The organism is Haemophilus sp. oral taxon 036, from assembly GCF_002998595.1.
Taxonomy (GTDB): domain Bacteria; phylum Pseudomonadota; class Gammaproteobacteria; order Enterobacterales; family Pasteurellaceae; genus Haemophilus; species Haemophilus haemolyticus_K.
In genome coordinates this window covers 596,048-620,831 of sequence record NZ_CP027235.1, presented here as the reverse complement: position 1 = coordinate 620,831, position 24,784 = coordinate 596,048, and the positions used below count along the sequence as shown (strand labels likewise).

23 protein-coding genes and 1 riboswitch are annotated in these 24,784 nt (G+C 38.6%); of the genes, 9 read left to right on the top strand and 14 right to left on the bottom strand.

The window, feature by feature from the left end:
• Positions 1–35: 35 nt before the first annotated feature.
• From narQ to aspA, 5 genes are all read left to right on the top strand, one after another.
• The gene (gene narQ / locus C3V42_RS03005; RefSeq protein ID WP_106013593.1) at positions 36–1,739 is read left to right on the top strand and encodes a nitrate/nitrite two-component system sensor histidine kinase NarQ; all 1,704 of its coding nucleotides are present in this window, start codon (positions 36–38) and stop codon (positions 1,737–1,739) included.
• Between the two features lie 87 nt (positions 1,740–1,826).
• A complete protein-coding gene (gene murB, locus C3V42_RS03000) occupies positions 1,827–2,852 on the top strand; it encodes a UDP-N-acetylmuramate dehydrogenase (RefSeq protein WP_106013592.1) in 1,026 nt (341 codons plus the stop codon).
• A 47-nt stretch (positions 2,853–2,899) separates the two neighbouring features.
• Positions 2,900–3,535 (top strand): urease accessory protein UreG, encoded by a 636-nt coding sequence (ureG, locus tag C3V42_RS02995; RefSeq protein ID WP_106013591.1) that lies wholly within the window; start codon positions 2,900–2,902, stop codon positions 3,533–3,535.
• A gap of 53 nt (positions 3,536–3,588) precedes the next feature.
• Complete coding sequence (locus C3V42_RS02990) at positions 3,589–4,401, top strand: urease accessory protein UreD (protein WP_106013590.1); 813 nt, start codon at positions 3,589–3,591, stop codon at positions 4,399–4,401.
• Between the two features lie 155 nt (positions 4,402–4,556).
• Entirely contained in the window at positions 4,557–5,975 is a 1,419-nt protein-coding gene (gene aspA, locus C3V42_RS02985; RefSeq protein ID WP_106013589.1) for an aspartate ammonia-lyase, read from the top strand.
• Positions 5,976–6,074: 99 nt separating this feature from the next.
• On the opposite strand, the gene pssA is transcribed toward aspA, so the two are convergent.
• Positions 6,075–7,442, bottom strand: a complete 1,368-nt coding sequence (gene pssA / locus C3V42_RS02980) for a CDP-diacylglycerol--serine O-phosphatidyltransferase (protein ID WP_106013588.1) — start codon at positions 7,440–7,442, stop codon at positions 6,075–6,077.
• A 146-nt stretch (positions 7,443–7,588) separates the two neighbouring features.
• Between pssA and C3V42_RS02975 the strand changes: the two genes are divergently transcribed.
• Complete coding sequence (locus C3V42_RS02975; RefSeq protein WP_106013587.1) at positions 7,589–8,644, top strand: tRNA/rRNA methyltransferase; 1,056 nt, start codon at positions 7,589–7,591, stop codon at positions 8,642–8,644.
• Positions 8,645–8,675: 31 nt separating this feature from the next.
• On the opposite strand, the gene C3V42_RS02970 is transcribed toward C3V42_RS02975, so the two are convergent.
• Positions 8,676–9,374 (bottom strand): tRNA1(Val) (adenine(37)-N6)-methyltransferase, encoded by a 699-nt coding sequence (locus tag C3V42_RS02970; RefSeq protein WP_164994216.1) that lies wholly within the window; start codon positions 9,372–9,374, stop codon positions 8,676–8,678.
• Between the two features lie 80 nt (positions 9,375–9,454).
• On the opposite strand from C3V42_RS02970, the gene srmB reads away from it, so the two are divergent.
• Entirely contained in the window at positions 9,455–10,780 is a 1,326-nt protein-coding gene (gene srmB / locus C3V42_RS02965) for an ATP-dependent RNA helicase SrmB (RefSeq protein ID WP_106013585.1), read from the top strand.
• Positions 10,781–10,842: 62 nt separating this feature from the next.
• Here srmB and tehA read toward each other — a convergent pair whose 3' ends face one another.
• The 3 genes from tehA to ribB form a co-directional block, all read right to left on the bottom strand.
• On the bottom strand, positions 10,843–11,787 hold the full coding sequence (gene tehA, locus C3V42_RS02960; RefSeq protein ID WP_106013584.1) for a dicarboxylate transporter/tellurite-resistance protein TehA: 945 nt from the start codon (positions 11,785–11,787) through the stop codon (positions 10,843–10,845).
• A gap of 103 nt (positions 11,788–11,890) precedes the next feature.
• Complete coding sequence (locus C3V42_RS02955) at positions 11,891–12,742, bottom strand: glycosyltransferase family 25 protein (protein WP_106014304.1); 852 nt, start codon at positions 12,740–12,742, stop codon at positions 11,891–11,893.
• 26 nt (positions 12,743–12,768) lie between these two features.
• A complete protein-coding gene (ribB, locus tag C3V42_RS02950) occupies positions 12,769–13,416 on the bottom strand; it encodes a 3,4-dihydroxy-2-butanone-4-phosphate synthase (protein WP_106013583.1) in 648 nt (215 codons plus the stop codon).
• Between the two features lie 88 nt (positions 13,417–13,504).
• Positions 13,505–13,682: riboswitch (FMN riboswitch) on the bottom strand.
• Here ribB and nadR point away from each other — a divergent pair.
• On the top strand, positions 13,677–14,900 hold the full coding sequence (nadR, locus tag C3V42_RS02945) for a multifunctional transcriptional regulator/nicotinamide-nucleotide adenylyltransferase/ribosylnicotinamide kinase NadR (RefSeq protein WP_106013582.1): 1,224 nt from the start codon (positions 13,677–13,679) through the stop codon (positions 14,898–14,900). It overlaps the preceding riboswitch by 6 nt.
• Positions 14,897–15,577 (top strand): metallophosphoesterase, encoded by a 681-nt coding sequence (locus C3V42_RS02940; RefSeq protein WP_046950480.1) that lies wholly within the window; start codon positions 14,897–14,899, stop codon positions 15,575–15,577. Before nadR ends, C3V42_RS02940 begins: the two co-directional genes overlap by 4 nt.
• Before the next feature lie 61 nt (positions 15,578–15,638).
• Here C3V42_RS02940 and C3V42_RS02935 read toward each other — a convergent pair whose 3' ends face one another.
• From C3V42_RS02935 to tmk, 9 genes are all read right to left on the bottom strand, one after another.
• The gene (locus C3V42_RS02935; protein ID WP_106013581.1) at positions 15,639–17,309 is read right to left on the bottom strand and encodes a fructose-specific PTS transporter subunit EIIC; all 1,671 of its coding nucleotides are present in this window, start codon (positions 17,307–17,309) and stop codon (positions 15,639–15,641) included.
• A gap of 1 nt (position 17,310) precedes the next feature.
• Entirely contained in the window at positions 17,311–18,252 is a 942-nt protein-coding gene (gene fruK / locus C3V42_RS02930) for a 1-phosphofructokinase (protein ID WP_106013580.1), read from the bottom strand.
• A gap of 1 nt (position 18,253) precedes the next feature.
• Positions 18,254–19,753, bottom strand: coding sequence for a fused PTS fructose transporter subunit IIA/HPr protein (gene fruB / locus C3V42_RS02925; protein WP_106013579.1), 1,500 nt, complete (start codon positions 19,751–19,753; stop codon positions 18,254–18,256).
• 71 nt (positions 19,754–19,824) lie between these two features.
• The gene (locus C3V42_RS02920) at positions 19,825–20,355 is read right to left on the bottom strand and encodes a hypothetical protein (RefSeq protein WP_164994215.1); all 531 of its coding nucleotides are present in this window, start codon (positions 20,353–20,355) and stop codon (positions 19,825–19,827) included.
• A 72-nt stretch (positions 20,356–20,427) separates the two neighbouring features.
• On the bottom strand, positions 20,428–21,726 hold the full coding sequence (locus C3V42_RS02915; RefSeq protein WP_005635716.1) for a hemolysin family protein: 1,299 nt from the start codon (positions 21,724–21,726) through the stop codon (positions 20,428–20,430).
• Positions 21,727–21,776: 50 nt separating this feature from the next.
• Positions 21,777–22,301: a DUF1523 family protein gene (locus tag C3V42_RS02910; RefSeq protein WP_005626131.1), complete on the bottom strand. Its 525-nt coding sequence runs from the start codon at positions 22,299–22,301 to the stop codon at positions 21,777–21,779.
• Between the two features lie 26 nt (positions 22,302–22,327).
• Entirely contained in the window at positions 22,328–23,110 is a 783-nt protein-coding gene (locus C3V42_RS02905) for a YchF/TatD family DNA exonuclease (RefSeq protein WP_106013577.1), read from the bottom strand.
• 54 nt (positions 23,111–23,164) lie between these two features.
• Positions 23,165–24,148 (bottom strand): DNA polymerase III subunit delta', encoded by a 984-nt coding sequence (locus C3V42_RS02900; RefSeq protein WP_106013576.1) that lies wholly within the window; start codon positions 24,146–24,148, stop codon positions 23,165–23,167.
• Positions 24,145–24,777, bottom strand: a complete 633-nt coding sequence (tmk, locus tag C3V42_RS02895) for a dTMP kinase (protein WP_164994214.1) — start codon at positions 24,775–24,777, stop codon at positions 24,145–24,147. The genes C3V42_RS02900 and tmk overlap by 4 nt, the downstream gene beginning before the upstream one ends.
• Positions 24,778–24,784 lie beyond the last annotated feature (7 nt).

The following is a 24,784-nucleotide window of genomic DNA, read 5'->3' as shown; positions in this document are numbered from 1 at the left end:
TATCTATAAATTGATGTTATTTCATTGGAGTTTCTGTGCATACTAAACATTCTGTTTCTACACGTATTGCTAAATATTTATTTATTATCCTTATTGTTTCTGGTGTTATTAGCTCACTAAGTTTAGCAATTATGAGTAGCAATAAGTATGATGCTGAAGCGATCAATATTTCAGGTTCATTGCGCATGCAAAGCTATCGGTTGCTCTATGAAATGCAATCTCAACCCTCAACAGTCGAGGCTAATTTACGGCATTATAATATTAGTCTCCATTCATCTGCATTATTAGAAATTCAACGTCAATTTTTTACTCCAGATGCAGTCAAACAATCCTACCATACCATTTTACAGCGTTGGGCATTAATGGAAAAATATGCCCAACAGAAAAATGTAAAAAGTTATAGCGAACAATTAACGGATTATGTCGCAGATGTTGATCGTTTTGTGTTTGAATTACAGCGTTTTAGTGAGCAAAAATGGATCCTTGGCGTATTTGTACTTTGTTTGGCTATGTTATTAATTTTGGTCATGGTTTCCTATTTGATTTGGTACACTCATCGTGAGGTAGTGAAACCTTTAGAGCTAATGACAAAAGCAAGTATGCAAGTGCAGATGCGTCAGTTTAATCATATTTCATTAGATACAACAAAACAGAATGAATTGGGCACATTGGCACATGTTTTTACACAAATGTCGATGGAATTAGGTCAACTTTATTCTCGTTTAGAAGATGCCGTAAATGAAAAAACACAAAAATTACGCCAAACCAACCGCTCTTTGACAAACCTTTATCAAAGTTCACAGATTCTTAATGCGAATTCCATTAATGATAAAATTTTAAGCCAAGTATTAGATCTCATACGTGTGAGTGAGCATTTGCAATATATTAAAATAGAAGTTATGGGGGCGGAGCATTGGAATATTGCTTTTGGAGAGCAGGATTCTCATCGGGCTTTACAACTTGAAGTGCTATCGGTAGATAATGAAGATTTAGGTGTACTTTCTTGGCAATCAGGATTGCCTTGTCCCGACCCTAGAATGATGCAGAATTTGGCACAAATGCTTGCACGAGCTTTGTACTTCCATAAAAGTTTGCGTCAGCAAGAACAGCTTTTGTTGATGGAAGAACGTTCTATTATTGCAAGAGAACTGCATGATTCTTTAGCTCAAGTATTATCGTTTCTGCAAATTCAACTTACGTTGCTTAAACATAATTTAAGGAAAGAAGAACCACACGCAAGAGAAAAAAGCTTGGGGATTATTGCTGATTTTGAACAAGCACTTTCAGGTGGTTATGCACAATTGCGTGAACTTTTAGCAACATTCCGATTAACGATTCAAGAAGCTAACTTACAACTGGCTTTGGAGCAAGTGATTGATTCTTTACGTGCTCAAACTAGTATGAAAATGAGTGTGAATAGTCATTTGCCTTCACAAAGTTTAAATCCTCAGCAGTTAGTACATGTGTTGCAAATCGTACGTGAAGCAACAACAAATGCGATAAAACATTCTAAAGGTTCTGCCATTGAAATTCATGCCCTGATTAACCCTGAGGGGGAGTATGAAATTTCTGTGCTAGATAATGGCATCGGTATTCTTAATCTTGAAGAGCCCGAAGGACATTATGGTTTGAATATTATGACAGAACGTTGTCGTCAATTGAATGCAGAATTAGATATTCGACGTCGAGAAGAGGGGGGGACTCAGGTAAAAATTACTTTACCTCATACCCTAGTTTAAACGTAGAGTGAATTTAAAAATTCATACACTTTTGATAATTCATGCACGAGTAGCAAAGCATAAGTGCATCCTAAAATGGTATTTTAAATGCAAAATTTACAACCTTTTCATACTTTTCATATTTCTGTTCAAGCCCATGAAATTATTGATGCGCATAGTGTGGCACAATTGCAAGAAGCTTGGGATCATGCAAAAGCAATGAATCTCCCCATACTTTTCCTTGGTCAAGGAAGCAATATGCTATTTTTAGCAGACTTCAGTGGTATTGTTGTGCTTAATCGATTAATGGGGATTACACATACACAAGATACTGACTTTCATTATCTTCATGTAAATGGTGGCGAAAATTGGCATCATTTGGTGGAATGGAGTGTAAATGAAGGTATCTATGGTTTGGAAAATCTTGCACTCATTCCAGGTTGCGCAGGCTCAGCACCGATCCAAAATATTGGTGCTTATGGCGTAGAATTTAAAGATATATGCCATTATGTAGAGGTGTTAAATTTAAGTACTCATGAAATATTTCGATTAACAGTTGAAGAATGTGAATTCGGTTATCGAGACAGTATCTTTAAACACCATTATCAGTCTGGCTATGTGATCACTGCGATAGGATTGAAATTAAACAAAAACTGGCAGCCAGTGCTAAAATATGGCTCTTTAACTGAGTTTGATTCTCTGAAAGTTACGGCAAAACAAATTTTTGATGAAATATGTCAAATTCGTCAAAGTAAATTGCCTAACCCAGATGAATTTGGTAATGCAGGAAGTTTCTTTAAAAATCCCGTAGTGAGTGCAGAGCATTTTGCGGAAATCAAAAAATATCACGAAAATTTACCGCACTTTCCACAACCTGATGGCTCAGTCAAACTTGCTGCTGGATGGTTAATCGATCAATGTCAATTAAAAGGTTATCAAATTGGTGGAGCAGCAGTACATGAAAAACAAGCACTGGTGTTGATTAATAAGGGCGGAGCTACTGGTGAAGATGTGGCAAATCTAGCTCGTCATGTGCGTCATACTGTGGAAATTAAATTTGGTGTATGTTTACAGCCAGAAGTCCGTTTTATAGGTGCTGAAGGGGAGGTTGATTCTGTTTCAGTAATTCGTTAACAATCATTAATTTTATTTCAAGACATATTAATCAAATCAGGAACATTATGCGTAACTACATTAAAATTGGTGTGGCAGGCCCTGTTGGAGCGGGCAAAACGGCCTTAATTGAAAAACTCACTCGCGAAATGGCGAGTAAATATAGCGTGGCAGTAATTACTAACGATATTTACACCCAAGAAGATGCGGAATTTTTAACGAAAAATAGTTTACTTCCGCCAGAGAGAATTATGGGCGTAGAGACAGGTGGTTGCCCACATACGGCAATTCGTGAAGATGCCTCAATGAATTTAGAAGCGGTCGATGAAATGGTGGCGCGTTTTCCTGATGTGGAAATTGTCTTTATCGAATCAGGCGGTGATAACTTATCGGCAACTTTTAGCCCTGATTTAGCAGACGTGACAATTTTCGTGATTGACGTGGCACAAGGTGAAAAAATTCCTCGCAAAGGTGGACCAGGTATCACTCGTTCAGATTTGTTAGTCATTAATAAAACAGATCTTGCACCATTTGTTGGCGCGGATTTAAGCATTATGGAGCGCGATGCTCGCCGTATGCGTAACGGTCAACCATTTATCTTTACCAACTTGATGAAGAAAGAAAATTTAGATGGCGTGATTGGTTGGATTGAAAAATATGCGTTGTTGAAGAACGTAGAAGAACCTAAGGCATTAGTAAGATAAAGAATCATCCCCTCTCCTTTAAAGAGGGGAGTTTTTTACAAATTGAAAAGATTATGAATAGTACCCTCAAACTTTCAACCAAACTTTCCTCAAACGGCAAAACTCAACTTAATGAATACTTTGTGACGCCACCTTTTAAAGTAATGACGTTATCTGCTTATGCCGATTCTTGGGAAAATGGACTTAGCGCAATGCAAATGTCTTCTTCGCCAGGGTTATTAGCAGGGGATCGAGTTGATATTCAAATAACGCTCGAAAAATCTACCGCACTTTCTTTAAATACGCAGGCATTTACTCGAGTTCAGGCAATGAATGAGGATGATTTTGCCGAGCAAAATACATTGATTCAACTTGCCGAGAAAAGTCGTTTATTTTATTTACCTCATCCGTTGGTTTTGCATAAGAATTCTGCTCTTAAGCAAAAAACGTTAATCAATATTCAACCTGAGAGTACGCTAATTTATGGTGAAATTGTAGCTATTGGGAGAGTGGCAAATGATGAACGTTTTGAATTTCGCCAATTTTCTTCTCATTTAAAAGTTCAGCTTGTGCAAGAAAATGGGAAAGTTAAACCGCTGATGTTAGATTGTATTCAGTGGTTACCGGCTAAAATGAATTTAACAGCGTTAAGCCAAATGGAAGGTTTTTCACATCAGGGATCATTGGTTTACATTAACTTACAAAAAATATCTAGAGAAATTAAGCAGATAGTACAACAGCTTCAACAGCAAGAAACGGATAAATCCTTACTTCTTGGTATATCTCAGTTGAATGAAGGTGGGGTGATAGTGCGTGTGTTAGGGCATAGGGCAGAGCAAATTCAGAAACTGTTTGAGAAAATTGGTGAGCATTTAAAAGCTGCGTAAGATTGATAGAAAACTTATTTTCCCCTAAAAAAACTAATCCGAAAAATGAAAATATGTCTTGAGAGCATTTCTTGAAAATGTGATCTTGGTCAAGTTTTTTCTCCTTAAAATTTCTATAATGGCGTCAAATTAACTAACCAGAAAAGGTGATTCAAATGACTCAATTTAGAAAAGAAGTAGATTTACTCGGCGAACGTGATGTACCAGCAGAAGCGTACTGGGGTATTCATACATTAAGAGCGGTAGAAAATTTCAATATTTCTAACGTAACTATTTCTGACGTGCCTGAGTTTGTACGTGGCATGGTAATGGTGAAAAAAGCAACTGCTTTAGCCAATGGTGAACTAGGTGCAATTCCAAGTGATATTGCAAAAGCGATAGTGGCTGCTTGTGATGAAATTCTTACCACTGGAAAATGCTTGGATCAATTCCCATCAGACGTATATCAAGGTGGTGCAGGTACTTCTGTCAATATGAATACCAATGAAGTGGTTGCTAACCTTGCGCTCGAAAAAATTGGTCATAAAAAAGGCGAATATAACGTGATTAACCCGATGGACCACGTTAATGCAAGCCAATCAACCAATGATGCGTATCCTACTGGTTTCCGTATTGCAGTGTATAACAGTATCTTAAAATTGATAGATAAAATTCAATATTTACACGACGGTTTTGATAATAAAGCAAAAGAGTTTGCGAACATCTTAAAAATGGGTCGTACTCAATTGCAAGATGCTGTGCCAATGACTGTTGGTCAAGAATTCAAAGCTTTCGCGGTATTACTTGAAGAAGAAGTGCGTAACTTAAAACGTACAGCAAGTTTACTCCTTGAAGTAAATCTTGGTGCAACAGCGATCGGTACAGGTTTAAATACGCCACAAGGCTATACAGAACTAGTTGTAAAACACCTTGCTGAGGTAACCGGATTAGCTTGCGTACCGGCAGAAAACTTAATCGAAGCAACATCTGACTGTGGTGCTTATGTAATGGTTCACGGAGCATTAAAACGTACCGCAGTGAAACTTTCTAAAGTATGTAATGACTTACGTTTACTTTCTTCTGGCCCACGAGCTGGTATTAAAGAAATTAACTTACCTGAATTACAAGCGGGCTCTTCTATCATGCCAGCAAAAGTAAACCCAGTTGTTCCTGAAGTGGTGAACCAAGTATGCTTTAAAGTAATTGGTAACGATACCACTGTGACCTTCGCATCTGAAGCAGGTCAATTACAATTAAACGTAATGGAACCAGTGATTGGTCAAGCAATGTTCGAATCTATTGATATCTTAACGAATGCTTGTGTGAACTTACGCGATAAATGTGTGGATGGCATCACTGTAAACAAAGAAATTTGTGAAAACTACGTGTTTAATTCAATCGGTATCGTGACTTACTTAAATCCATTTATCGGTCACCACAACGGAGACTTAGTGGGTAAAATCTGTGCGCAAACAGGCAAAGGCGTACGTGAAGTTGTGTTAGAAAAAGGTTTATTAACAGAAGAACAATTAGATGACATTCTTTCTGTAGAAAACTTAATGAACCCAACTTACAAAGCAAAATTAAATAAATAATCTTGAACTAAATCATCTGGCATTTAAGTCATTAAAGCTCGGTGATTAGCAAATATGATAAAGGGAACTTAACGTTCCCTTATTTTTTAAAAATATAACCTAAAGAATCATTTTCACCAATTTATCCGCTCTAATTCGTGCAAATTTTTTCAAAAGTTTTTGCACTGGTTCTGGGTATTGATTCAATTCTTCTAATTCAGTGTAATGTTTTAATACTTTTGTATGTTGGCGAATTTGGTTTTGCTCTTTTTCCACTTGGGCTAAAAGCTGTTGTTGTGGATCATAAATTAATAAGCCATTTTCTGCATCCAAACGCCATGCTCGAGGGTTAAGATTATTGCCCGTCAGTAAAATATAACGATCATCTACCCATACACCTTTTAAGTGGTAGGTATTATCGCCATCACGCCACAAACGCACCACAAGTTGACCATTTTCAATTTGAGTCTCAAATTTTTCACAGAAACGGCGAAGATTACTTTCATAAAGATAAGGTAACGCCCCCGCCATTTTGAATGGTTGTTCTGGTGGAATATAAAAATCGTTTGCGACTTTATCGCCAACAATAATTTCTACTCGTTTACCGTTTTCCAATAACGTTGCTATTTTATGTTGCAATGTGCGTGGGAAATTAAAGTATGGCGTACAAATCACCAATTTTTCTTGTACTTGCAAGAATAAATCTTCAATCACTTGATTTAATTCGTTGTCCGATGCGCCTAAGCCAAACAGCGGCGATACGCTTAAAACATTCGGTAATTTCACCGCACTTTTTAATGAATATTCACCATTTTGCGCAAGGTCTTTACGATAAGCGCGAATATTGCCGCGGATCTCTTTGGTGCGAGGGCGGTTGGTCACATCAAGTGGATAAACTGCACTGAAATCTAACAAGTAATCATTGATGAAATTCACCATTGAATCAGCTAATTCTGAATGAGTGATTTTTTGATAGCGGTCGTAACGATATTTTTCAAATTGATGAAGATAGACATTATTAATGCTTGCACCGCTATACAGCACCGTATCATCAAATATAAAGCCTTTAACGTGCAATACACCAAAAACTTCTCGCGTGTTAATTGGCACGCCAAAGAACATATTCGGATCATCAGGTAGCTGATAAGTTTGGCGTTGTTCGCAATACCAATCTGCATTGGTGGCAGATTTTTCCGCACCTAATAAATTGCGTTGTGCGCGATGCCAATCTATGAGAATTTTTACATCCAAGTGTGGATTTTCTTGCTTCACGCGATAAATTTCATCAAGGATTTCCTGCCCCGCTTCATCTTTTTGCCAATAAAGTGCGGTGACATAAATACGTTTTTTGGCGTTTCTGATTAATTCAATAATTTGAGTTTTAAATTCAGCCGGGCTACCCAAAAATTCAATTTGCTCAGCTTGCAAGGCAAGGAATGGCAAATTATTTAAATTTTGTTCAGCTCGTTTTGTTTTATTGATTAACATAATCCATCTCGTGATTAAAGACTAGTGCGTTAGTTTACAATATTTCACGCGCTTATTAATAGAAAAAAGGCTTTTTTTCGTTATAATGCTCACAAATTTTAGCATTTTCTGGCTAAAAAATATTCATTTTTATTCAGGGAAACCCTATGAACGACAAACGCAAACCGTCTTTTCAATCCGCCGGCAGATCCTTTCAAGAACGCTCAGTAGGTGAAAAATACAGAGAAAAACCAACTCAAAATCGACCGCACTCTAATGATAAATTTAATGGAAATAGAAACGAAAAATCTCGTTTTTCTCGTGATAAACAAGAAGTGAAAGAAACTAAAATTACGCAACTCTCTTTATCTCGTGCGCCATCAAATAAAAATGCAGAACAACCTAAGGTTCAAGTGACGATAAAAAGTACGGGTACGGTTTATAAAACAAAAGAAAAGAAAACTGGCGCGCTTTCTCCTCGTGCGCCTGAAAAAATTAAGAAAAACCGTGCGGAAGAAATGAAGGTTTACGGTGAAAATGCCTGTTTAGCTTTATTTGCAGAACGCCCTGGAAGTATTGTTCGATTGTGGGCAACCGTACAAATGTCACACAAAATTGGCGAGGTATTGAGTTATTTAGCCGAAAACAAGAAGGCTTATCATGTTGTAGATAGCGAAGAATTAGCTCGAGTGAGTGGAACCGAACATCATGGTGGCATTTGCTTATTGGTGAAGAAACCGCGTGCTTTCACGTTGCAAGGGTATTTGGATATTCCTCGTGAAGAGGATTGTTTAGTGCTATTAGACAACGTGAATAATGCACAAAATATTGGTGGGGTATTGCGTACTTGTGCTTATTTTGGCGTGAAAAATATTGTCGCCGATAATGTGGAAAATCTATATTCGGCAGCCTCAATGCGCGTAGCAGAAGGTGGTGCGGAATATATTCGTGTGTTAGAAACGGATTATATTGATTCAGCTTTAATGCAATTACGTAAATCAGGCTATCAAATTATTCACGTATCGCACAATAAACAAGGCGAACCGTTGGATAAAGTGCGGTTAAAAAATAAAGTGGTTTTTGTGCTAAGTGAAAGTTCTACGGAAAGTTTAGCGACTCCAGAAGACACACAAGTGCGTTTAACGCTTGCAAGTCCAATTAAATCGGGCTTAAACATTGCAGTGAATGCGGGTGTATTGTTAGCAAAGTGGTATTTTAGATAGTGTATGATTGAAGGGGAAAATGATTTCCCCTTTAAAATTTCAAATAAAAGTCTTTAGTCAATTCAATAAACGCTTCAGTGTATTGATTATCCGCATCATAAATCACCAATTGATCTTGCATTAAAACTTCTGGCTGTTTGGCAAAGGTAAGTAGCATTCTTTGGGGCGTTTTTCCCACTTTAGTAATGATATTCGTCTGTTTGATGCAAAAAAGTGCGGTGGATTTTATGAGCGTTTTCCCCGCATCATAAGGTAAGACAAAACTTATTTTCCCATTTTCCGCTAAGTGCATTGCTGCCCATTCTAACCAATTTAAGTGGCTTTGCTTGGTATAACGAGCCAATTCTCTTTCTTCATTTTTGCAAGCTATGCCTTGTTCAAAATAAGGTGGATTTGCCACAATTAAATCAAAGGTTTGTTCAGTGGTTTGTAAAAAATGTTGTATATCCGTTTGAATAAGTTGAATACGATTTTTCCACACAGAATCATTGATGTTTTCTTGTGCTTGTTTTGCTGCAATGGGATCCAACTCAACCGCTTGAATTTGGCAGTTTTCTTTTGTTCGTTGTGCCAACATTAAAGCCAATAATCCAGTGCCACTGCCCATATCTAAAATATTTTTACAATGTTTTACATCAGCCCAAGCACCTAACAAAATGCCATCAGTGCCGACTTTCATGGCACAAGAATCTTGATTGATATGGAATTGTTTAAAGGTAAATCCGCTCATAAATTTTTCGTAAATTGACCGCACTTTTAGGTGCTTTTCGGGTATAATTCGCGCCAATTTTAACAAAGAACCGCACAATAATGAATTTATCCCAATTTGAACAATTTGATCTTTCTCCTGAGCTTTTAAAGGCGCTTGAGAAAAAAGGTTATTCCCGCCCAACAGCTATTCAAATGGAAGCCATTCCTGCTGCAATGGAAGAGCGTGATGTATTAGGCTCTGCACCAACGGGAACAGGGAAAACGGCTGCTTTTTTATTACCTGCGCTACAACATTTATTGGATTATCCGCGTCGTAAACCAGGCCCACCGCGTATTTTGGTATTAACGCCAACACGTGAATTGGCAATGCAAGTGGCAGAACAATCGGAAGAATTAGCGCAGTTCACTCATTTAAATATTGCAACAATTACAGGTGGCGTGGCGTATCAAAATCACGGTGATGTGTTCAATACCAATCAGGATTTGGTGGTGGCCACGCCTGGTCGTTTATTGCAATATATTAAGGAAGAAAATTTTGATTGCCGTTCCGTTGAAATGCTGATTTTTGATGAAGCCGATAGAATGTTACAAATGGGGTTTGGGCAAGATGCGGAAAAAATCGCGGCTGAAACCCGTTGGAGAAAACAAACCTTGTTGTTTTCTGCAACCTTGGAAGGGGAGTTATTGGTCGATTTCGCAGAGCGTTTGTTGAATGATCCCATTAAGGTGGATGCCGAACCAAGCCGTCGAGAAAGAAAAAAAATCAATCAATGGTATTACCACGCAGACAGCAATGAACACAAAATCAAATTGCTCGCGCGTTTTATTGAAACTGAAGAAGTGACGCGTGGAATTGTGTTTGTTCGTCGTCGTGAAGATGCGCGTGAACTTTCTGAAACATTGCGTAAACGAGGTATTCGTTCTGCGTATTTAGAAGGTGAAATGGCACAAACTCAACGTAACAATGCGATTGATAAATTGAAATCAGGTATTGTGACGGTATTGGTTGCAACGGATGTGGCTGCGCGTGGTATTGATATTGATGATGTAAGCCATGTTATGAATTTTGATTTGCCGTATAGTGCGGATACTTATTTGCATCGAATTGGACGAACAGCTCGAGCAGGCAAAAAGGGCACAGCGGTCTCTTTTGTCGAAGCCCATGATTACAAGTTACTGGGTAAAATCAAACGCTATACTGAGGAAATTTTAAAGGCGCGCATTTTAGAAGGTTTAGAACCTCGCACTAAGCCACCAAAAGATGGCGAAGTGAAATCTGTAAGCAAAAAACAAAAGGCACGTATTAAAGAAAAACGTGAAGAAAAGAAAAAAACAGAGACGAAGAAAAAAGTGAAATTACGTCATAAGGATACGAAAAATATCGGAAAACGACGTAAGCCGAGTAATCCTATATTTTATCAATGATGTTTTTATTAAAATGGCGTATGTTTATTCACATCACATACGCCTTATTTTTTAATTGTGTTTTATTTTAAGAAAAATTGTCCTTTGGCTAATTTGTAGATGGTCATTAATACGAGTAAGCCAATCATAAGGTTAGAGAATACAAAGGCAAAAATTGAGATACCTTGTAATACGTCGCCGTGAAAAAAGGCAATTGAGCTATTTGCCATAGACGCTAATCCGAATGAGAATCCCCATAATCCAATATTCAAGCCTTTTTCCATAATCCAAGGTAATAACCGTAATAAGAAAAAGAGTTGTAGAAAGCCATATCCCCAAAGAATTTTGACGAATGTATCAATTTCCCCTTTATTTAGAGATAAATATGCAGCAGCCCCTACAAACGCTGGAGCAAGAATGATTCCCATCGTAGCTCGAAATGGTGGTTCAAGTGATGAAATTCGTAGGTGTTGAAGCAATACGGGTTCAAAAATGATCCATGCTATTAGACCTGCACCAAAAAATAAATACCCTAAATCGTGATAGCCAAGTAAGGCAAGAGAGCTTGCACTCGTGAAGTTGGCTGCAACAGCAGGTAAATAAAAAGGTGGGCGAGTAGATTTTTGTTCAAATACACCACCTTGCCATAGCTCACTAATGCGTAAGGACGAGAAAAGTAATTGACCAATAGTGCCAAGCCAAATCATTACTTCCGCAAGCCATGGAGTCCAGCGATAAGTAATATCGCCTATAAGCATTGTGGTGATAGGAATGAGTGCAATGAAAGAAAAACGTACTGGGCAATGATATTCTGAGCGAACTTCATCACTATAATAACGAAGTTTATAGGCGTACATTAGAATAAATAGAATCCAAATTGCACTTGCTATGATGCCGACTACATCACTTATAGTACGAGCTACAGGAAAGTGATTTTCTAAGTGCAACCAAGCTAGAGATAATGCTGCCAGTCCAAGAGGAATACCGAAATAACCCGTAGGAAGCGGGAATGTTTTTGTTGAATTCATAACATAGTCCTTGTATTAATAAATTTCCTATTATATTACTTCGTATCTTAAGTAATCACTTTGCTTAGAATCTCAAATTATTGTATTTTTGATTAAATAAGTATTATTTAAATGGTACTGGTTTACCGAATATTCGTCTTTTAATTCGCCCCAATTCATTGATCACTTTTTCTAATGGGGTTGTTTTGGTTTGATTAGCATGAACGGTTTCTCTACCATCTTGTAAGCTACTCTTAAATTTACTTTCACCATTTATAATTAAATCTTGGATACAGACAGCGGGATAGAGTTGCATAACTTTATATTCTCTTTGATTTAAGAGTTTATCAAAAATAAGCGTGTCTATTGCTAGAACAAGTTGTCTATTTTGGATTTTATTCAATAAATATCGAGCACCTTTGGCTGTGATGGTATACCCGCCCATACCAGTATGTTTATACTTTAATTGAAATATATTTCGTTGACATTTTATTTTATACATACTGCCGAGCATAATTTTACCGTACAAGGTTTCTAGTTTAAGAATATCGGTATCTTTGGGGATGTAATCGATTTCAAGTAATTCTTTTGCATTTTCCCCCAAATAAATATCATCTTCAAAAATATTAATATAATCTAAATTATTTTCTAAAACGAAATTCCATAAAACGATATGGCTTAGTGCACAAGCTATCTCACCGTCACACAAAGTTGCTTTTGATGAACGATCAAAGGTGATATTGAATTTTTTAGCCGTTTCTTCAATAAGTTCAGGCGTGATAGCATCAAAAAATTCGAAAGGAATATTCTGCTTACCGAATTCTTCTGTAATATGTTTTCGGCGTTTTTGTTCAGTAGTTAAACTAATGACATAATTGTGCTGTGCTGTGCTGTGCTGTGCTGTGCTGTGCATAAAAGTTACCCAAATAAATAAAATGTGGAATGGTATAAGATAAAAAGTGCAGTGAAAAATCATAGAAATTTTCACCGCACTTCTTCATTTTAAATATTATGTGCTAAACGATACTCAACTAAATCTTCAATGGTAAGCACAGAATAACCAAATTTCTTTGCAAATTCTACAATCTCAGGGGCGCGAGCCATTGTGCCGTCATCATTCGTGATTTCACAAATCACACCTGCATGTTTAAATCCTGCTAAACGAGCTAAATCAACGGAAGCTTCAGTGTGTCCGCGGCGGGTAAGTACGCCACCATTTGCTGCACGAAGTGGAAAAACATGACCGGGACGATGTAAATCTTTTGGAACTGCGTTATCAGCAATCGCAGTTTGAATGGTTGTGACTCGGTCTGCGGCAGATACGCCTGTAGAAACACCTTTCGCGGCTTCAATCGTCACAGTGAAAGCCGTTTTGTTTACGCTATTATTGTGTTCTACCATTGGCGGTAAATCGAGTTGTTGGCAACGTTCATCGGTAATGCATAAACAAACTATACCACTTCCATAACGAATTAATTTTGCCATTTGTTCTGGCGTGATTGTTTCTGCTGGGAAAATTAAATCGCCTTCATTTTCACGATCTTCATCATCTAAAACTAATACGCCAGTTCCATTTTTGAAGGCATTAATGGCATTAATTACGCGTTCTTCAGCAGTGTTGCCGAATGGAGATAAAATTGACTGATTCATAGTAATTTCCTAATTTGAGATTTCAATTAAATACCAGAATCAGGGCTGAGAAATGCAAATAAAATGAACGATTTGGGAACCCAACTCGTTTTATTCTCTTTCATCCAGACTTTACTGTCGGCTTTGGAATTTCACCAAATCTGCTGACTTTAAAAGTGAAAATCAGGACAATTTAGCAGAGAAAATTTGCCAAAAATTGACCGTACTTTTAAACGCTCGTGGGCTTTACCACCGGTAGGGAATTTCACCCTGCCCTGAGAATGCGCGATAAGTATAACGCAAAATACCTAGGCACTAAATCAGAACGTGAAAAATATTTTCATTTAGCCTACAATAAACGCACTCAATTCTTACGCTATCAAGAGCGGATTATGTCAAAAGCAAAAGAGAAAAAAGTCGGTGTCATTTTCGGGAAATTTTATCCCGTACACACAGGCCATATAAATATGATTTATGAAGCGTTCAGTAAAGTCGATGAACTACACGTTATCGTGTGTAGTGATACGGAGCGCGATTTGAAATTGTTTTACGATAGTAAAATGAAACGTATGCCAACCGTGCAAGATCGTTTGCGTTGGATGCAACAAATTTTCAAATATCAAAAAAATCAGATTTTTATTCATCATTTGGTTGAAGACGGTATTCCGAGTTATCCAAATGGCTGGCAATCTTGGAGTGAAGCGGTTAAAACCCTATTTAATGAAAAACATTTTGAACCTTCAATCGTATTTAGTAGCGAACCTCAAGATAAAGCACCTTACGAGAAATACTTAGGTTTAGAAGTTTCGTTAGTCGATCCTGACCGCACTTTCTTTAATGTGTCCGCCACAAAAATTCGTACCACACCATTCCAATATTGGAAATTTATTCCGAAAGAAGTTCGTCCTTTCTTTGCCAAAACGGTGGCAATTTTAGGTGGAGAAAGCAGTGGTAAAAGCGTACTGGTTAATAAGTTAGCAGCTGTATTTAATACCACTTCTGCATGGGAATATGGACGTGAATTTGTATTTGAAAAGCTAGGCGGCAATGAGCAGGCCATGCAATATTCTGACTATCCGCAAATGGCTCTTGGTCATCAACGATACATTGATTACGCAGTGCGCCATGCACATAAAATTGCATTTATAGATACGGATTTCATCACCACGCAAGCGTTTTGTATTCAATACGAAGGAAAAGCTCACCCATTTTTAGACTCAATGATTAAAGAATATCCATTCGATGTCACTATTTTGCTTAAAAATAATACTGAATGGGTGGATGATGGCTTGCGCAGTTTAGGCTCACAAAAGCAACGCCAACAATTTCAACAACTACTCAAAAAACTGTTAGATAAATATAAAGTTCCTTATATAGAGATTGAATCGCCAAGTTATCTTGATCGTTATAACCAAGTTAAAGCAGTCATTGAGAAAGTGTTAAATGAAGAAGAAATCAGTGAATTGCAAAATAGTCCATTTGTTATAAAAGGAAAACATCAATGATCTTATTTGCCGGTGATCCACACGGAAGCTACGATCATATTTACCCTTTTGTGAGAGAACAGGAGAATGTCGCACTCATAATTTTAGGTGATTTACAGCTTACGACAACAGATGAGCTGGATAAACTCGCACAACATTGTGATATTTGGTTTATTCATGGAAATCATGATAGCAAAACAATTAGTGCTTTTGATGCGATTTGGGGCTCTGAATGGCAATCACGTAATTTACACAATCGCGTAGTTGATATTCAAGGTACTCGCATTGCTGGGTTAGGCGGTGTATTCCGCGGGCAAATCTGGATGCCGCCAAATCGCCCCATGTTTTTTGATCCTATTCATTATTGCCAATATAGCCCACAAGAGAAAATCTGGCGAGGCGGTGTGCCTTTGCGTCATCGCACGTCAATTTTTCCATCAGATATTGAAATCTTAGAAAACCAACAAGCGGATGTGTTGATTTGCCACGAAGCCCCTAAACCACATCCGATGGGTTTCCAAGTAATCAATGATTTGGCAATGAAGATGGGGGTTAAGCAAGTATTCCACGGGCATCATCACGAAAACTTTACTTATCGAACAAAGTATCCCTACAAAATCACGAATGTAGGTTTTCGTAGTCTTGCTGACGCAGAAGGAAATTATTTGCTACAAACGATCGACGATCGTGAAAAATAAATCTCTTCCAAAACAAAAGCCGATTCACTTGAATCGGCTTTTTTACATTCAAAGTGCGGTATTATTCCGCATTGTTTTTCGATTTAATAATGGCGTAAACCACACCTGTTGATAAAGCACCAATCGCAATTGCTCCAAGATATTTCAATGGCTCAGATACAAATGGAATGACAAATAATCCGCCGTGTGGAGCTTGTAATGTAATATTTAATCCCATTGAAATCGCACCCGCCATCGCACCACCAATCACTGAGCTAATAATGACTCGAATTGGATCTGCTGCCACAAATGGTAATGCACCTTCAGAAATAAAACATAAACCAAGAACAAATGATGCTTTACCCGCATCGCGTTGGCTAACTGTGAATTTATTGCGAGCAATCCAAGTTGCCACTGTCATACCAATTGGAGGAACCATACCTGCGGCCATTGCAGCAGCCATTGGCGTATAAACTTGGGAAGCAATCAATCCAACAGAAAAGGTGTATGCTGCTTTATTTACCGGTCCACCCATATCGATACACATCATTGCGCCGATAATTGCGCCTAAAACAATCGCATTCACTTCGCCCATTGAAGTAAGCCAATTACTTAGCTCTTTCATAATTTCAGCAACTGGTGGATTGATGAGGTAAATCATCGTCAAACCAACGATTATTGAACCTAAGAGCGGTAAAATTAAAATCGGTTTTAATGAAGTCAGGCTTGCTGGTAATCGAATAATCACATTCAGCCCTTTCACCACATAGCCCGCTAAGAAACCAGCAATAATACCGCCAAGAATCCCTGCACCTGCTTCACTTGCCAGCATCCCAGCAATCAAACCAACTGCAAGTCCTGGTCGATCCGCGATAGAAAATGCAACGTAACCGGCAAACACGGCAATCATTAACTTGAACGCCACACCACTACCGATATTCATCAACATATTGGGAAGATCCTGTAAAACTCCTGTATTTTCAATTACATTAAAACTGAACATAAAGGAAATCGCGATCAACAGCCCACCCGCAACCACTAACGGTAACATATGAGAAACGCCAGTCATTAAGTGTTTGTACACACCTTTTTTCTCACGGCTTTCTTCTTTTGATCCAGCATTATTTCCACCATCAAAAATTTTGGCTTCTTTAAATGCTTTATCAAATTCTTGCTCGGTTTTCTTCAAGGCTAATCCTGTTGAAGTGCGGTACATTGGCTTACCTTTAAATTTATCTAAAGGCACATCAATATCTGCTGCAACAAATACTAAATCAGCCGCCGCGACTTCTTCTGCAGTAATTTCATTACCAGCTCCAACTTGACCACGGGTTTCAACTTTTACATTCCAACCTTGTTTTTTCGCATAGGTTTCAATCGCTTCGGCTGACATAAACGTATGCGCAACGCCTGTCGGACAAGCAGTTACCGCAACAATATTTTTTACACTAGAAATACCCGTAAAACTCACCGCACTTTTCGGTGCAACATAATCTGCCCCATTGGCTAAGGCATTTGCCAGCGTGACTTCAGGAGAGATCATGGCGATAGCTTCGCCGATAATAAAGACTTTTTTACCGACTAACGCAGAGTTATTTGGTAATACAGAACCAAATACGAGAACAAGATCTGCTTCGGCTGGTGTTTCTACAATAGAGACATTCGCTTTTTGTGCAGCCGCTCGAAAAACTTCATGTAATAAATAGGCTTTCGCATCGCCTACATTATCTGATTGGGTTAAAAATAACTTCATACTATCCTTCAATCATCGTTATTTGTACTTTTTCTAAAATTGGGTCAAGTAAACTAAAATCACTCACACCGACGTTACTCTGAGCCACAGCAGAAGCGGATACAGCCGTAGCAAAAGCTAAGGTTTCTGCTTTCGATAAACTTTTTTCAAAACCATAAATTAAGCCTGCTACCATTGAATCCCCTGCCCCAACGGTACTCACTACATTTTCACATTTTGGTGGTTCGGCTTTGAGCACGCCTTCATTATTAATCCATAAAGAACCTTTTGCTCCCATTGAAATAATCACGTTTTCAATGCCTTCCGCTTTGAGTTGCTGTGCCGCTGCAATAATTTCTTCAAGACTATTTAATGGATGACCAATCCAAGCCTCAAGTTCTCGATGATTGGGTTTTACTAGCCAAGGTTTCGCTTTTAATCCAGCGGTAAGCGCAGCATTGCTACTATCAAGCACAACTTTTACGCCAGCTTGGTGAAGCTGATTCAACCAATCAGCAAATAATTCAGGAGATACACCGCGAGGTAAACTGCCACAAACTGCGACAATGTCATAATTTAAACAATAAGCCAAAGAATCAGTCACAAATTGTTGCCAAACTTGTGGGTTTATTTGATATCCCAAGAAATTTAAATCTGTCACATCCGCTTCAGTTTCGGTAATTTTTACATTGATACGAGTTTTGCCATCAACTCGGTGGAATTTATCTTCCAAACCATGCTTATTAAACATTTGCTCGAAATCAGCTGAATTATCCTCGCCCAAAAAACCACCTACTGCAACATCAACACCTAAATCTTTTAGTACTTTTGCAACATTAATGCCTTTCCCAGCAGGAAATAAGCCAAGGGTTTCTACGGTATTTACTTCACCAAGTTGGATACGATTTAAACGTCCGACTAAATCATAGGCGGCATTTAAGGTAATTGTTACGACGCTTGCCATACTATTCACCTAAACCCGATTCAATCACCGCACCGATTCCGTCAATAGCTTGTTGCGCTTCATCGCCCGTCGCAACAAAACGTAAACGAGTCCCTTTTACCACGCCTAATGCCACAATTTTCATCAAGCTTTTAGCACTCACTAATTGAGAATTACGATCAAGATTCTGAACCGCCACAGAGGCATTATATTTTTTCACTTCGTTTACCAATACTGCACTTGGGCGAGCGTGCAAACCGTGTTCGTTCTTAATCACAAACACGGCTTCAATAGCATTTGCTGGCAAGTTATTATCTTCGCTTACCGCTGGTGCGTGAATTTGTTCTCCCATAATCTCAATGGTATCTGGTTCAGATGGCGGCATGGCAGAAACATTCTCGCCCAAACCATCGGCAATCGCTTTGCCCAATGCTTTAATAGCTTGTTTTGCATCTTCCCCCTCTGCCACAAAACGTAAACGATGACCTTGTGTTACACCAAGCGCAACAATCTTCATCAAGCTTTTTGCACTGACGACTTCACTTTCACGAGTAAGATTTTGCACGGTAATTTTCGAAGTGAATTTTTTCACTTCATTAACCAAATTTGCACTTGGACGCGCATGTAAACCATGTTCATTACGAATCGTAAAGGTTCCCACAACGGCACCTTCTACAGATTGAGTTTCAACCTCATTCTCTGAACCCAAAAGTGCGGTTAAAATTTCTGTTGAATTACCATTGAGCAAGGTTGTTTGGACATCGTCATCTAATAAACGCGCTAAAGTTGGATTAATTTGATCACTGACGGCTGCAACAGTTATCACGCCTTTTACGGCTTTGCCATTGTGGCTAAAAATCGTTTTGGCACGACTAAATGCCAAGGCATTTTTCACATTTCCTACGACAGAATCCGTTACCCATAACCCTTTGCCAAGCGGTAATGCCGCATTATTAATCACCTCGGAAATAAAGCGATTTTCTACCGCACTTTGCACCTGTAATTGCCCCGCATTAATCGCGACTAAAGTTAATAAACTTTGGGTATCTACATCTACACTGATATTGGCAGCAGGAATTTCAAATGGCTCAATTGCCTCGCCCATTAAAATCGCACGAAATTCAGTAACATCCGTTATTTTTGCTAATTTCGCTGCGGTATCTTCATCACTCAAAACGTGAGTAAGTTGACGTAATAAGGACAAATGCTCATCAGATCGCGCCGCAATACCAATCACGACATAAGCAATATTTCCTTCTCCCCATTCTATGCCTTGAGGAAATTGAAACACTTGCACACCCGTTTTCTTTACCATCGAACGAGTATCCAAGGTGCCATGAGGAATAGCGATACCATTGCCTAAAAAGGTTGAAGTTTGCTGTTCGCGCGCTAGCATTCCTTGTAAGTAACCATTTTCCACATTGTCTGCTTGAACTAATGCGGACGCTGCCATTTCAATCGCTTGTTGTTTATCAGCTGCGTTAGTATTTAAATGAATGTTGCTTTCCGAAAGTTCTAACATTCTTGCTCCTTAATAATTTAAAAATAAAGCTGCTGGTGAAATAAATCGACCAGCAGCTTGTTGAAAAACAATTATTTAGATGTACAGGCTTTCAGCAGTGCTTCACTACCTTGCGCAATATATTCATCATTTTCACCGCGCTCTTTGCCTTTTTGCAAATCACGCATCGCATCATAAATACCTTGAGTCATGCTTTGCGAATCCACTTTTTCCCAACAATTTGCGTTCAAACGTTTAAGGTTCGCTTGCAATGCTTCCGCATGTAACACGCCGCTATAATAAGCATATACATCAGAATCATGTCCGCCTGTATAAAGTTTATCCTGAATTTGTTTCACCGGAACTAAAATACGGCCTAAATACCAGTCATTCGCACCACTTGCAAAATTATCTACAAAGAAATTTTCATTCACACGACCTTTATATGTCGCCACAGTCGCTTCATAAGCTGCTGCATAGGATTTCTGATCGATTTTATCTTTATCTAAATCAATCACTTTTTTATCGTTCCCTATAAATGGAATATAGTTGGTAACCGATGACCAAGAAGAACAACCTGCCAACATTAACGTAAAAAATAAAACAGAGATTTTTTTAAACATAGTCATACCTGATTAAAGTTAATAAAACGCCGCCATTATACTGGCTGAAGGGGATTAAAGAAAGGGCGGTAATTATTCCGCCTCTTTTACTAAAGACACCAAAATCTGATCGATTTTAAAGTTTTCCGTATCAATTACTTCAAACTTGTATTTTCCGTAAACCACAGAATCGGTTTTTTTCGGAATTTTACGTAGCATATACATCATAAAGCCACTGATGGTTTCGTAATTTTCTTCATCAGGGAAAGATTCAATATCTAACACTCGTGTCACATCTTCTAATGGCGTTGCGCCATCAATAAGCCACGAATTTTCATCACGACTAACAATATATTCTTCTTCGTTAGAAACCAATTCCCCCATGACAATACTCATGACATCATTTAGCGTAACAATACCTACTACAAGGGCATATTCATTCACAATAATCGCAAAATCTTCACCGGTAGATTTAAACAATTCCAACACTTCGTAAAGAGAAAGCGTATCAGGCACAAATAATGCTTTACGTAGTAGTTTAGGATCAGTCAGCACCACATTTTCATTCTGCAAATACATGGTTAGCAACGTATGGGATTCGACATAACCTAAGATTTTGTCGAGGCTATTGTCACAAATCACGATTTTAGAATGAGAATCACGAGAAAGCGTATCCATGACTTCTTGGCGAGAAAAAGTGCGGTCTAAATACACGATATTTTCACGGGTTGTCATGGTGGAAGTCACTGTACGCGCTTGCATATCGAAAATATTTTCGATGAGATAATGCTCTTGAGTTTTCAATACACCTGCTTCTGCACCTGCTTCTACTACAGCGAAAATATCTTCAGACGTCATGCCATCTTCACGCACAGTGGAAATACGAAATAAGCGGAAAAATACATTAGCAATCGTATCAAAAAACCATACAAGTGGCTTAAACACAAACATACTGAAATTCATGATGCCGACAACACGCAAAGCCACCATTTCCGGATAAGTAATAGCAATACGTTTTGGAATAAGATCAGCAAATAAGATAAAGAAACAAGTAACCAATACAAACGCAATTGTGGAAGCTGTTGGCTCAATCCAATCGCCCACAAAAGAGCGGCTTAAAATTTCCGCGATATAAGGACTTAGTGCGCTTTCACCAATTCCCCCTCCAAGAATTGCCACCATATTCAAACCAATTTGAACTACGGTAATAAAACGACCAGGATGCTCTTGTAATTTAAGCACTTGAAGCGCACGCACATCCCCTTCATTTGCAAGGGTTTGTAGTTTCAATTTACGCGAACCCGCCAGTGAAATTTCTGCAGAAGAAACAACCGCACTAATTAGAATTAAGGCAATAATCGCCAAAATAGTATGAAATAATTCCATAATCATTACTCAAAAATATGAAAGAAAACGACCGCACTTTGCGGCCGTTCAGGATATTACTCTTCGCTGTCAAACCAGCCACGAACAAATTGAATAGACAAGAATAAAGTAGCTAACAGGAATGCATAGAAAATCCAAGAAACGATTGGATGACTTGGCGTGTCGTCAGCAGTAATTTCTTTTATTGAGGTTGCATTGCGATATTCATCCATCATCGTAATACGCCAACCATAGTATTTAATTTGCACAAGTTTGTTGTCATTACCCAAAGCCTGCGCTTCAGCCTGTAAATTGGCCGATCCAAATTTGAAGTAAAACGGGAAACCCCAACGGGTATCTTCATTGCGATACACCATAATTTTGCCATCGTCATTTTGCGTATTGATGTAATACACATCACGTGTTGGGCCATCAGCTGGATTCGATTTTGTGATTGGGCCGTCTTTATCAACGCGTTTTACTTCTACGCCAGTAACACGTGTCACATCATAATGAGGGAACACATAATTCACCACAGAAAACATAAAACCGTGGAATAAAAAAACAACAATAAATAAGAAATATTTAAAAAACTTTCGCATACTTTTCCCTTGTCAGAACTGTGCATTTATTCTACACGAATTTTAAATAAACGCTCGAAATTTTGCGTAGTGATTCTAGCAAACTCCTCAGTAGAAACGCCCTTTAAAGTTGCCACGTATTCACATACTTCTCTCGTATAAGCCGGTTGATTTTCTTTTCCCCGATAAGGCACTGGCGCAAGATAAGGCGAATCCGTTTCTACTAATAAGCGATCCATTGGTACATAACGAATAACCTCACGAATCGCTTCAGCATTTTTAAAGGTGACAATGCCAGAACAAGAAATGTAAAAACCTAAATCCAACGCTTTTTTCGCAAACTCCATGGTTTCCGTAAAACAATGAATAACACCACCGCACTTCTCAGCATGGTGTTGGCGTAATATTGCAATAGTATCATCACCTGCAGAACGTGTATGAATAATTACAGGCTTATCTAACTGGTTTGCAATATCGATTTGGCTACCAAACACCGCTTGTTGCTCCGCTTTATTGTCCGCGCTGTAATAATAATCTAATCCAATTTCGCCAATAGCAATCACTTTTGGATCTTGTGCTAAACGCAATAAGCGTTCTGCGTCATAAGGTTCCTCTTCAAAATCCAGTGGGTGAACACCGCAAGCAAGCGAGACATTATTAAATTCACGTAAAGAGTCATAAGCCTGCTCAAAACGGCTTAATGTTACACCAATCGCGAGCAAATGCTTCACATCACGAGAGCGCGCTTTTTCCACCACATCTGCAATGTTTTTATGTAAATTTTCATAATCCAATGCATCTAAATGGCAGTGGGAGTCAACAATGAACATAATTATTTTTCCTTATGCCTAAGGCTTGAACGCCATAGACGATATATTTTCAATTTATTGCGTTTCAAATACTTCTGTGACTAATCTGGTCAAGCTATCTAATAGCATCAATTCAACATTCACACCATTAATTGTCAGCAAATCTGACCGCACTTTTTGCATAATTTTGATTGCTTGTAATAAACCAAGGGCGGTTTGCTCATCGCTGAATTGTTCTATGCCACGGCCAAGATCGGCAACTTGTCGATGACTATCAATTTCAAGTTTATGTTTTAAACAATCGGAAAGAAAAGCCAAAATCCAATCCACTTGCTGAACATAACGTTCTTTATCAAACAACGGAAGCAATTCCAATGGTGAACGTCGGCGATAGAACACCCAAAATTGACGTAAGAAGTTTTTACGCTGTTCAATAAGCCCTTGTTGTAACGTCTCTAATGCTAAAAGCGGACGCCCAAGATTCATCGCAAGTGCGGTCAAAATTTCCTGATTTTCAGCCGCACTTTCTGATTTCAACCAATCAAGAGCTATTTGTTCATTAGGCACGGACAGATTCCACACTTGGCATCGACTATAAATGGTTGCTAATAAACTTGCTGAACTATCTGTCTGAAGTAAAAAATAAGTATTTGTACGAGGCTCTTCCAATGTTTTCAATAACGCATTGGCAGCCGCTTCCGTTAAACGTTCCGCTCCTTGCACATACACCACTTTATTACCGTTTTGTTGTGCGTGCTGCGCGACAATGTCATTAATGTCGCGTACCTGATCAACGCCAATATTCTTACCGCCAATAGGGCTTAATTCATGATAATCTGGATGGCTATGGGCCTGCATTAAATGACAAGAATGGCATTGACCACAAGGCTTATCGCCTTGAGCCACACACATTATTTTCTGCGCAAGTGCATCAAATAAACGTTCTACCCCTAAACCAGAATCAGCTTTAATCAGCACAGCATGATGCCCCAAACCTTCGTCAAAGGTTTGAGCAATTTGATGATAAATTGGCATTAACCAAGGGTAAAGTGCGGTCATTTTTCGTTTGATTTCCACCAATTTTTTACCGCGCTTTCGATATCAGCTTGAACAAGTTCAATACTCGGCTCAGCATTAATCACCACTGCTTTTGGATTATCTTTTACTAACGCTAAATAGCGTGCTCGAGTGCGATGGAAAAAATCCAAATCCATTTGCTCAATACGATCTAATTCACCTCGTCCACGAGCTCGTGCTAAACCGACACTCGGTTCTATATCCAAATAAATTGTTAGATCAGGCTCAAAATCACCTAATACGGTTTCTTTCAAGGTGAGCATAAAATGCGGGTCTAATTGACGTCCACCACCTTGATATGCCTGAGATGACATATCGTGGCGATCGCCTACCACCCATTTTCCTTGCATTAAAGCAGGTTTAATTACGTTATCCACCAACTGAATACGTGCCGCATAAAGCATTAATAACTCTGCTTTCGCAGTCACGGGTTCTTCAGTTTCATGTTTAATTAGATGGCGTAATTTCTCTGCTAATGGGGTTCCACCAGGCTCGCGTGTAAATACGACGTCTTGAATACCAAGTTCATGTAAGACTCTCACAACAGACTGATGAGCGGAGCTTTTCCCCGCACCTTCCAAGCCTTCAATGACAATAAATTTTCCTTTCATATTTTCT

Coding starts and splice junctions, on each gene's coding strand:
- C3V42_RS02905 (WP_106013577.1), bottom strand. CDS start 23,110: ATGTTCATTGTTGACTCCCACTGCCATTTAGATGCATTGGATTATGAA.
- murB (WP_106013592.1), top strand. CDS start 1,827: ATGCAAAATTTACAACCTTTTCATACTTTTCATATTTCTGTTCAAGCC.
- C3V42_RS02990 (WP_106013590.1), top strand. CDS start 3,589: ATGAATAGTACCCTCAAACTTTCAACCAAACTTTCCTCAAACGGCAAA.
- C3V42_RS02955 (WP_106014304.1), bottom strand. CDS start 12,742: ATGATTTTTCACTGCACTTTTTATCTTATACCATTCCACATTTTATTT.
- ribB (WP_106013583.1), bottom strand. CDS start 13,416: ATGAATCAGTCAATTTTATCTCCATTCGGCAACACTGCTGAAGAACGC.
- C3V42_RS02920 (WP_164994215.1), bottom strand. CDS start 20,355: ATGTTTAAAAAAATCTCTGTTTTATTTTTTACGTTAATGTTGGCAGGT.
- C3V42_RS02975 (WP_106013587.1), top strand. CDS start 7,589: ATGAACGACAAACGCAAACCGTCTTTTCAATCCGCCGGCAGATCCTTT.
- C3V42_RS02915 (WP_005635716.1), bottom strand. CDS start 21,726: ATGATTATGGAATTATTTCATACTATTTTGGCGATTATTGCCTTAATT.
- ureG (WP_106013591.1), top strand. CDS start 2,900: ATGCGTAACTACATTAAAATTGGTGTGGCAGGCCCTGTTGGAGCGGGC.
- C3V42_RS02935 (WP_106013581.1), bottom strand. CDS start 17,309: ATGAAGTTATTTTTAACCCAATCAGATAATGTAGGCGATGCGAAAGCC.
- aspA (WP_106013589.1), top strand. CDS start 4,557: ATGACTCAATTTAGAAAAGAAGTAGATTTACTCGGCGAACGTGATGTA.
- srmB (WP_106013585.1), top strand. CDS start 9,455: ATGAATTTATCCCAATTTGAACAATTTGATCTTTCTCCTGAGCTTTTA.
- C3V42_RS02940 (WP_046950480.1), top strand. CDS start 14,897: ATGATCTTATTTGCCGGTGATCCACACGGAAGCTACGATCATATTTAC.
- fruB (WP_106013579.1), bottom strand. CDS start 19,753: ATGTTAGAACTTTCGGAAAGCAACATTCATTTAAATACTAACGCAGCT.
- tmk (WP_164994214.1), bottom strand. CDS start 24,777: ATGAAAGGAAAATTTATTGTCATTGAAGGCTTGGAAGGTGCGGGGAAA.
- pssA (WP_106013588.1), bottom strand. CDS start 7,442: ATGTTAATCAATAAAACAAAACGAGCTGAACAAAATTTAAATAATTTG.
- fruK (WP_106013580.1), bottom strand. CDS start 18,252: ATGGCAAGCGTCGTAACAATTACCTTAAATGCCGCCTATGATTTAGTC.
- C3V42_RS02910 (WP_005626131.1), bottom strand. CDS start 22,301: ATGCGAAAGTTTTTTAAATATTTCTTATTTATTGTTGTTTTTTTATTC.
- nadR (WP_106013582.1), top strand. CDS start 13,677: ATGCGCGATAAGTATAACGCAAAATACCTAGGCACTAAATCAGAACGT.
- C3V42_RS02900 (WP_106013576.1), bottom strand. CDS start 24,148: ATGACCGCACTTTACCCTTGGTTAATGCCAATTTATCATCAAATTGCT.
- C3V42_RS02970 (WP_164994216.1), bottom strand. CDS start 9,374: ATGAGCGGATTTACCTTTAAACAATTCCATATCAATCAAGATTCTTGT.
- tehA (WP_106013584.1), bottom strand. CDS start 11,787: ATGAATTCAACAAAAACATTCCCGCTTCCTACGGGTTATTTCGGTATT.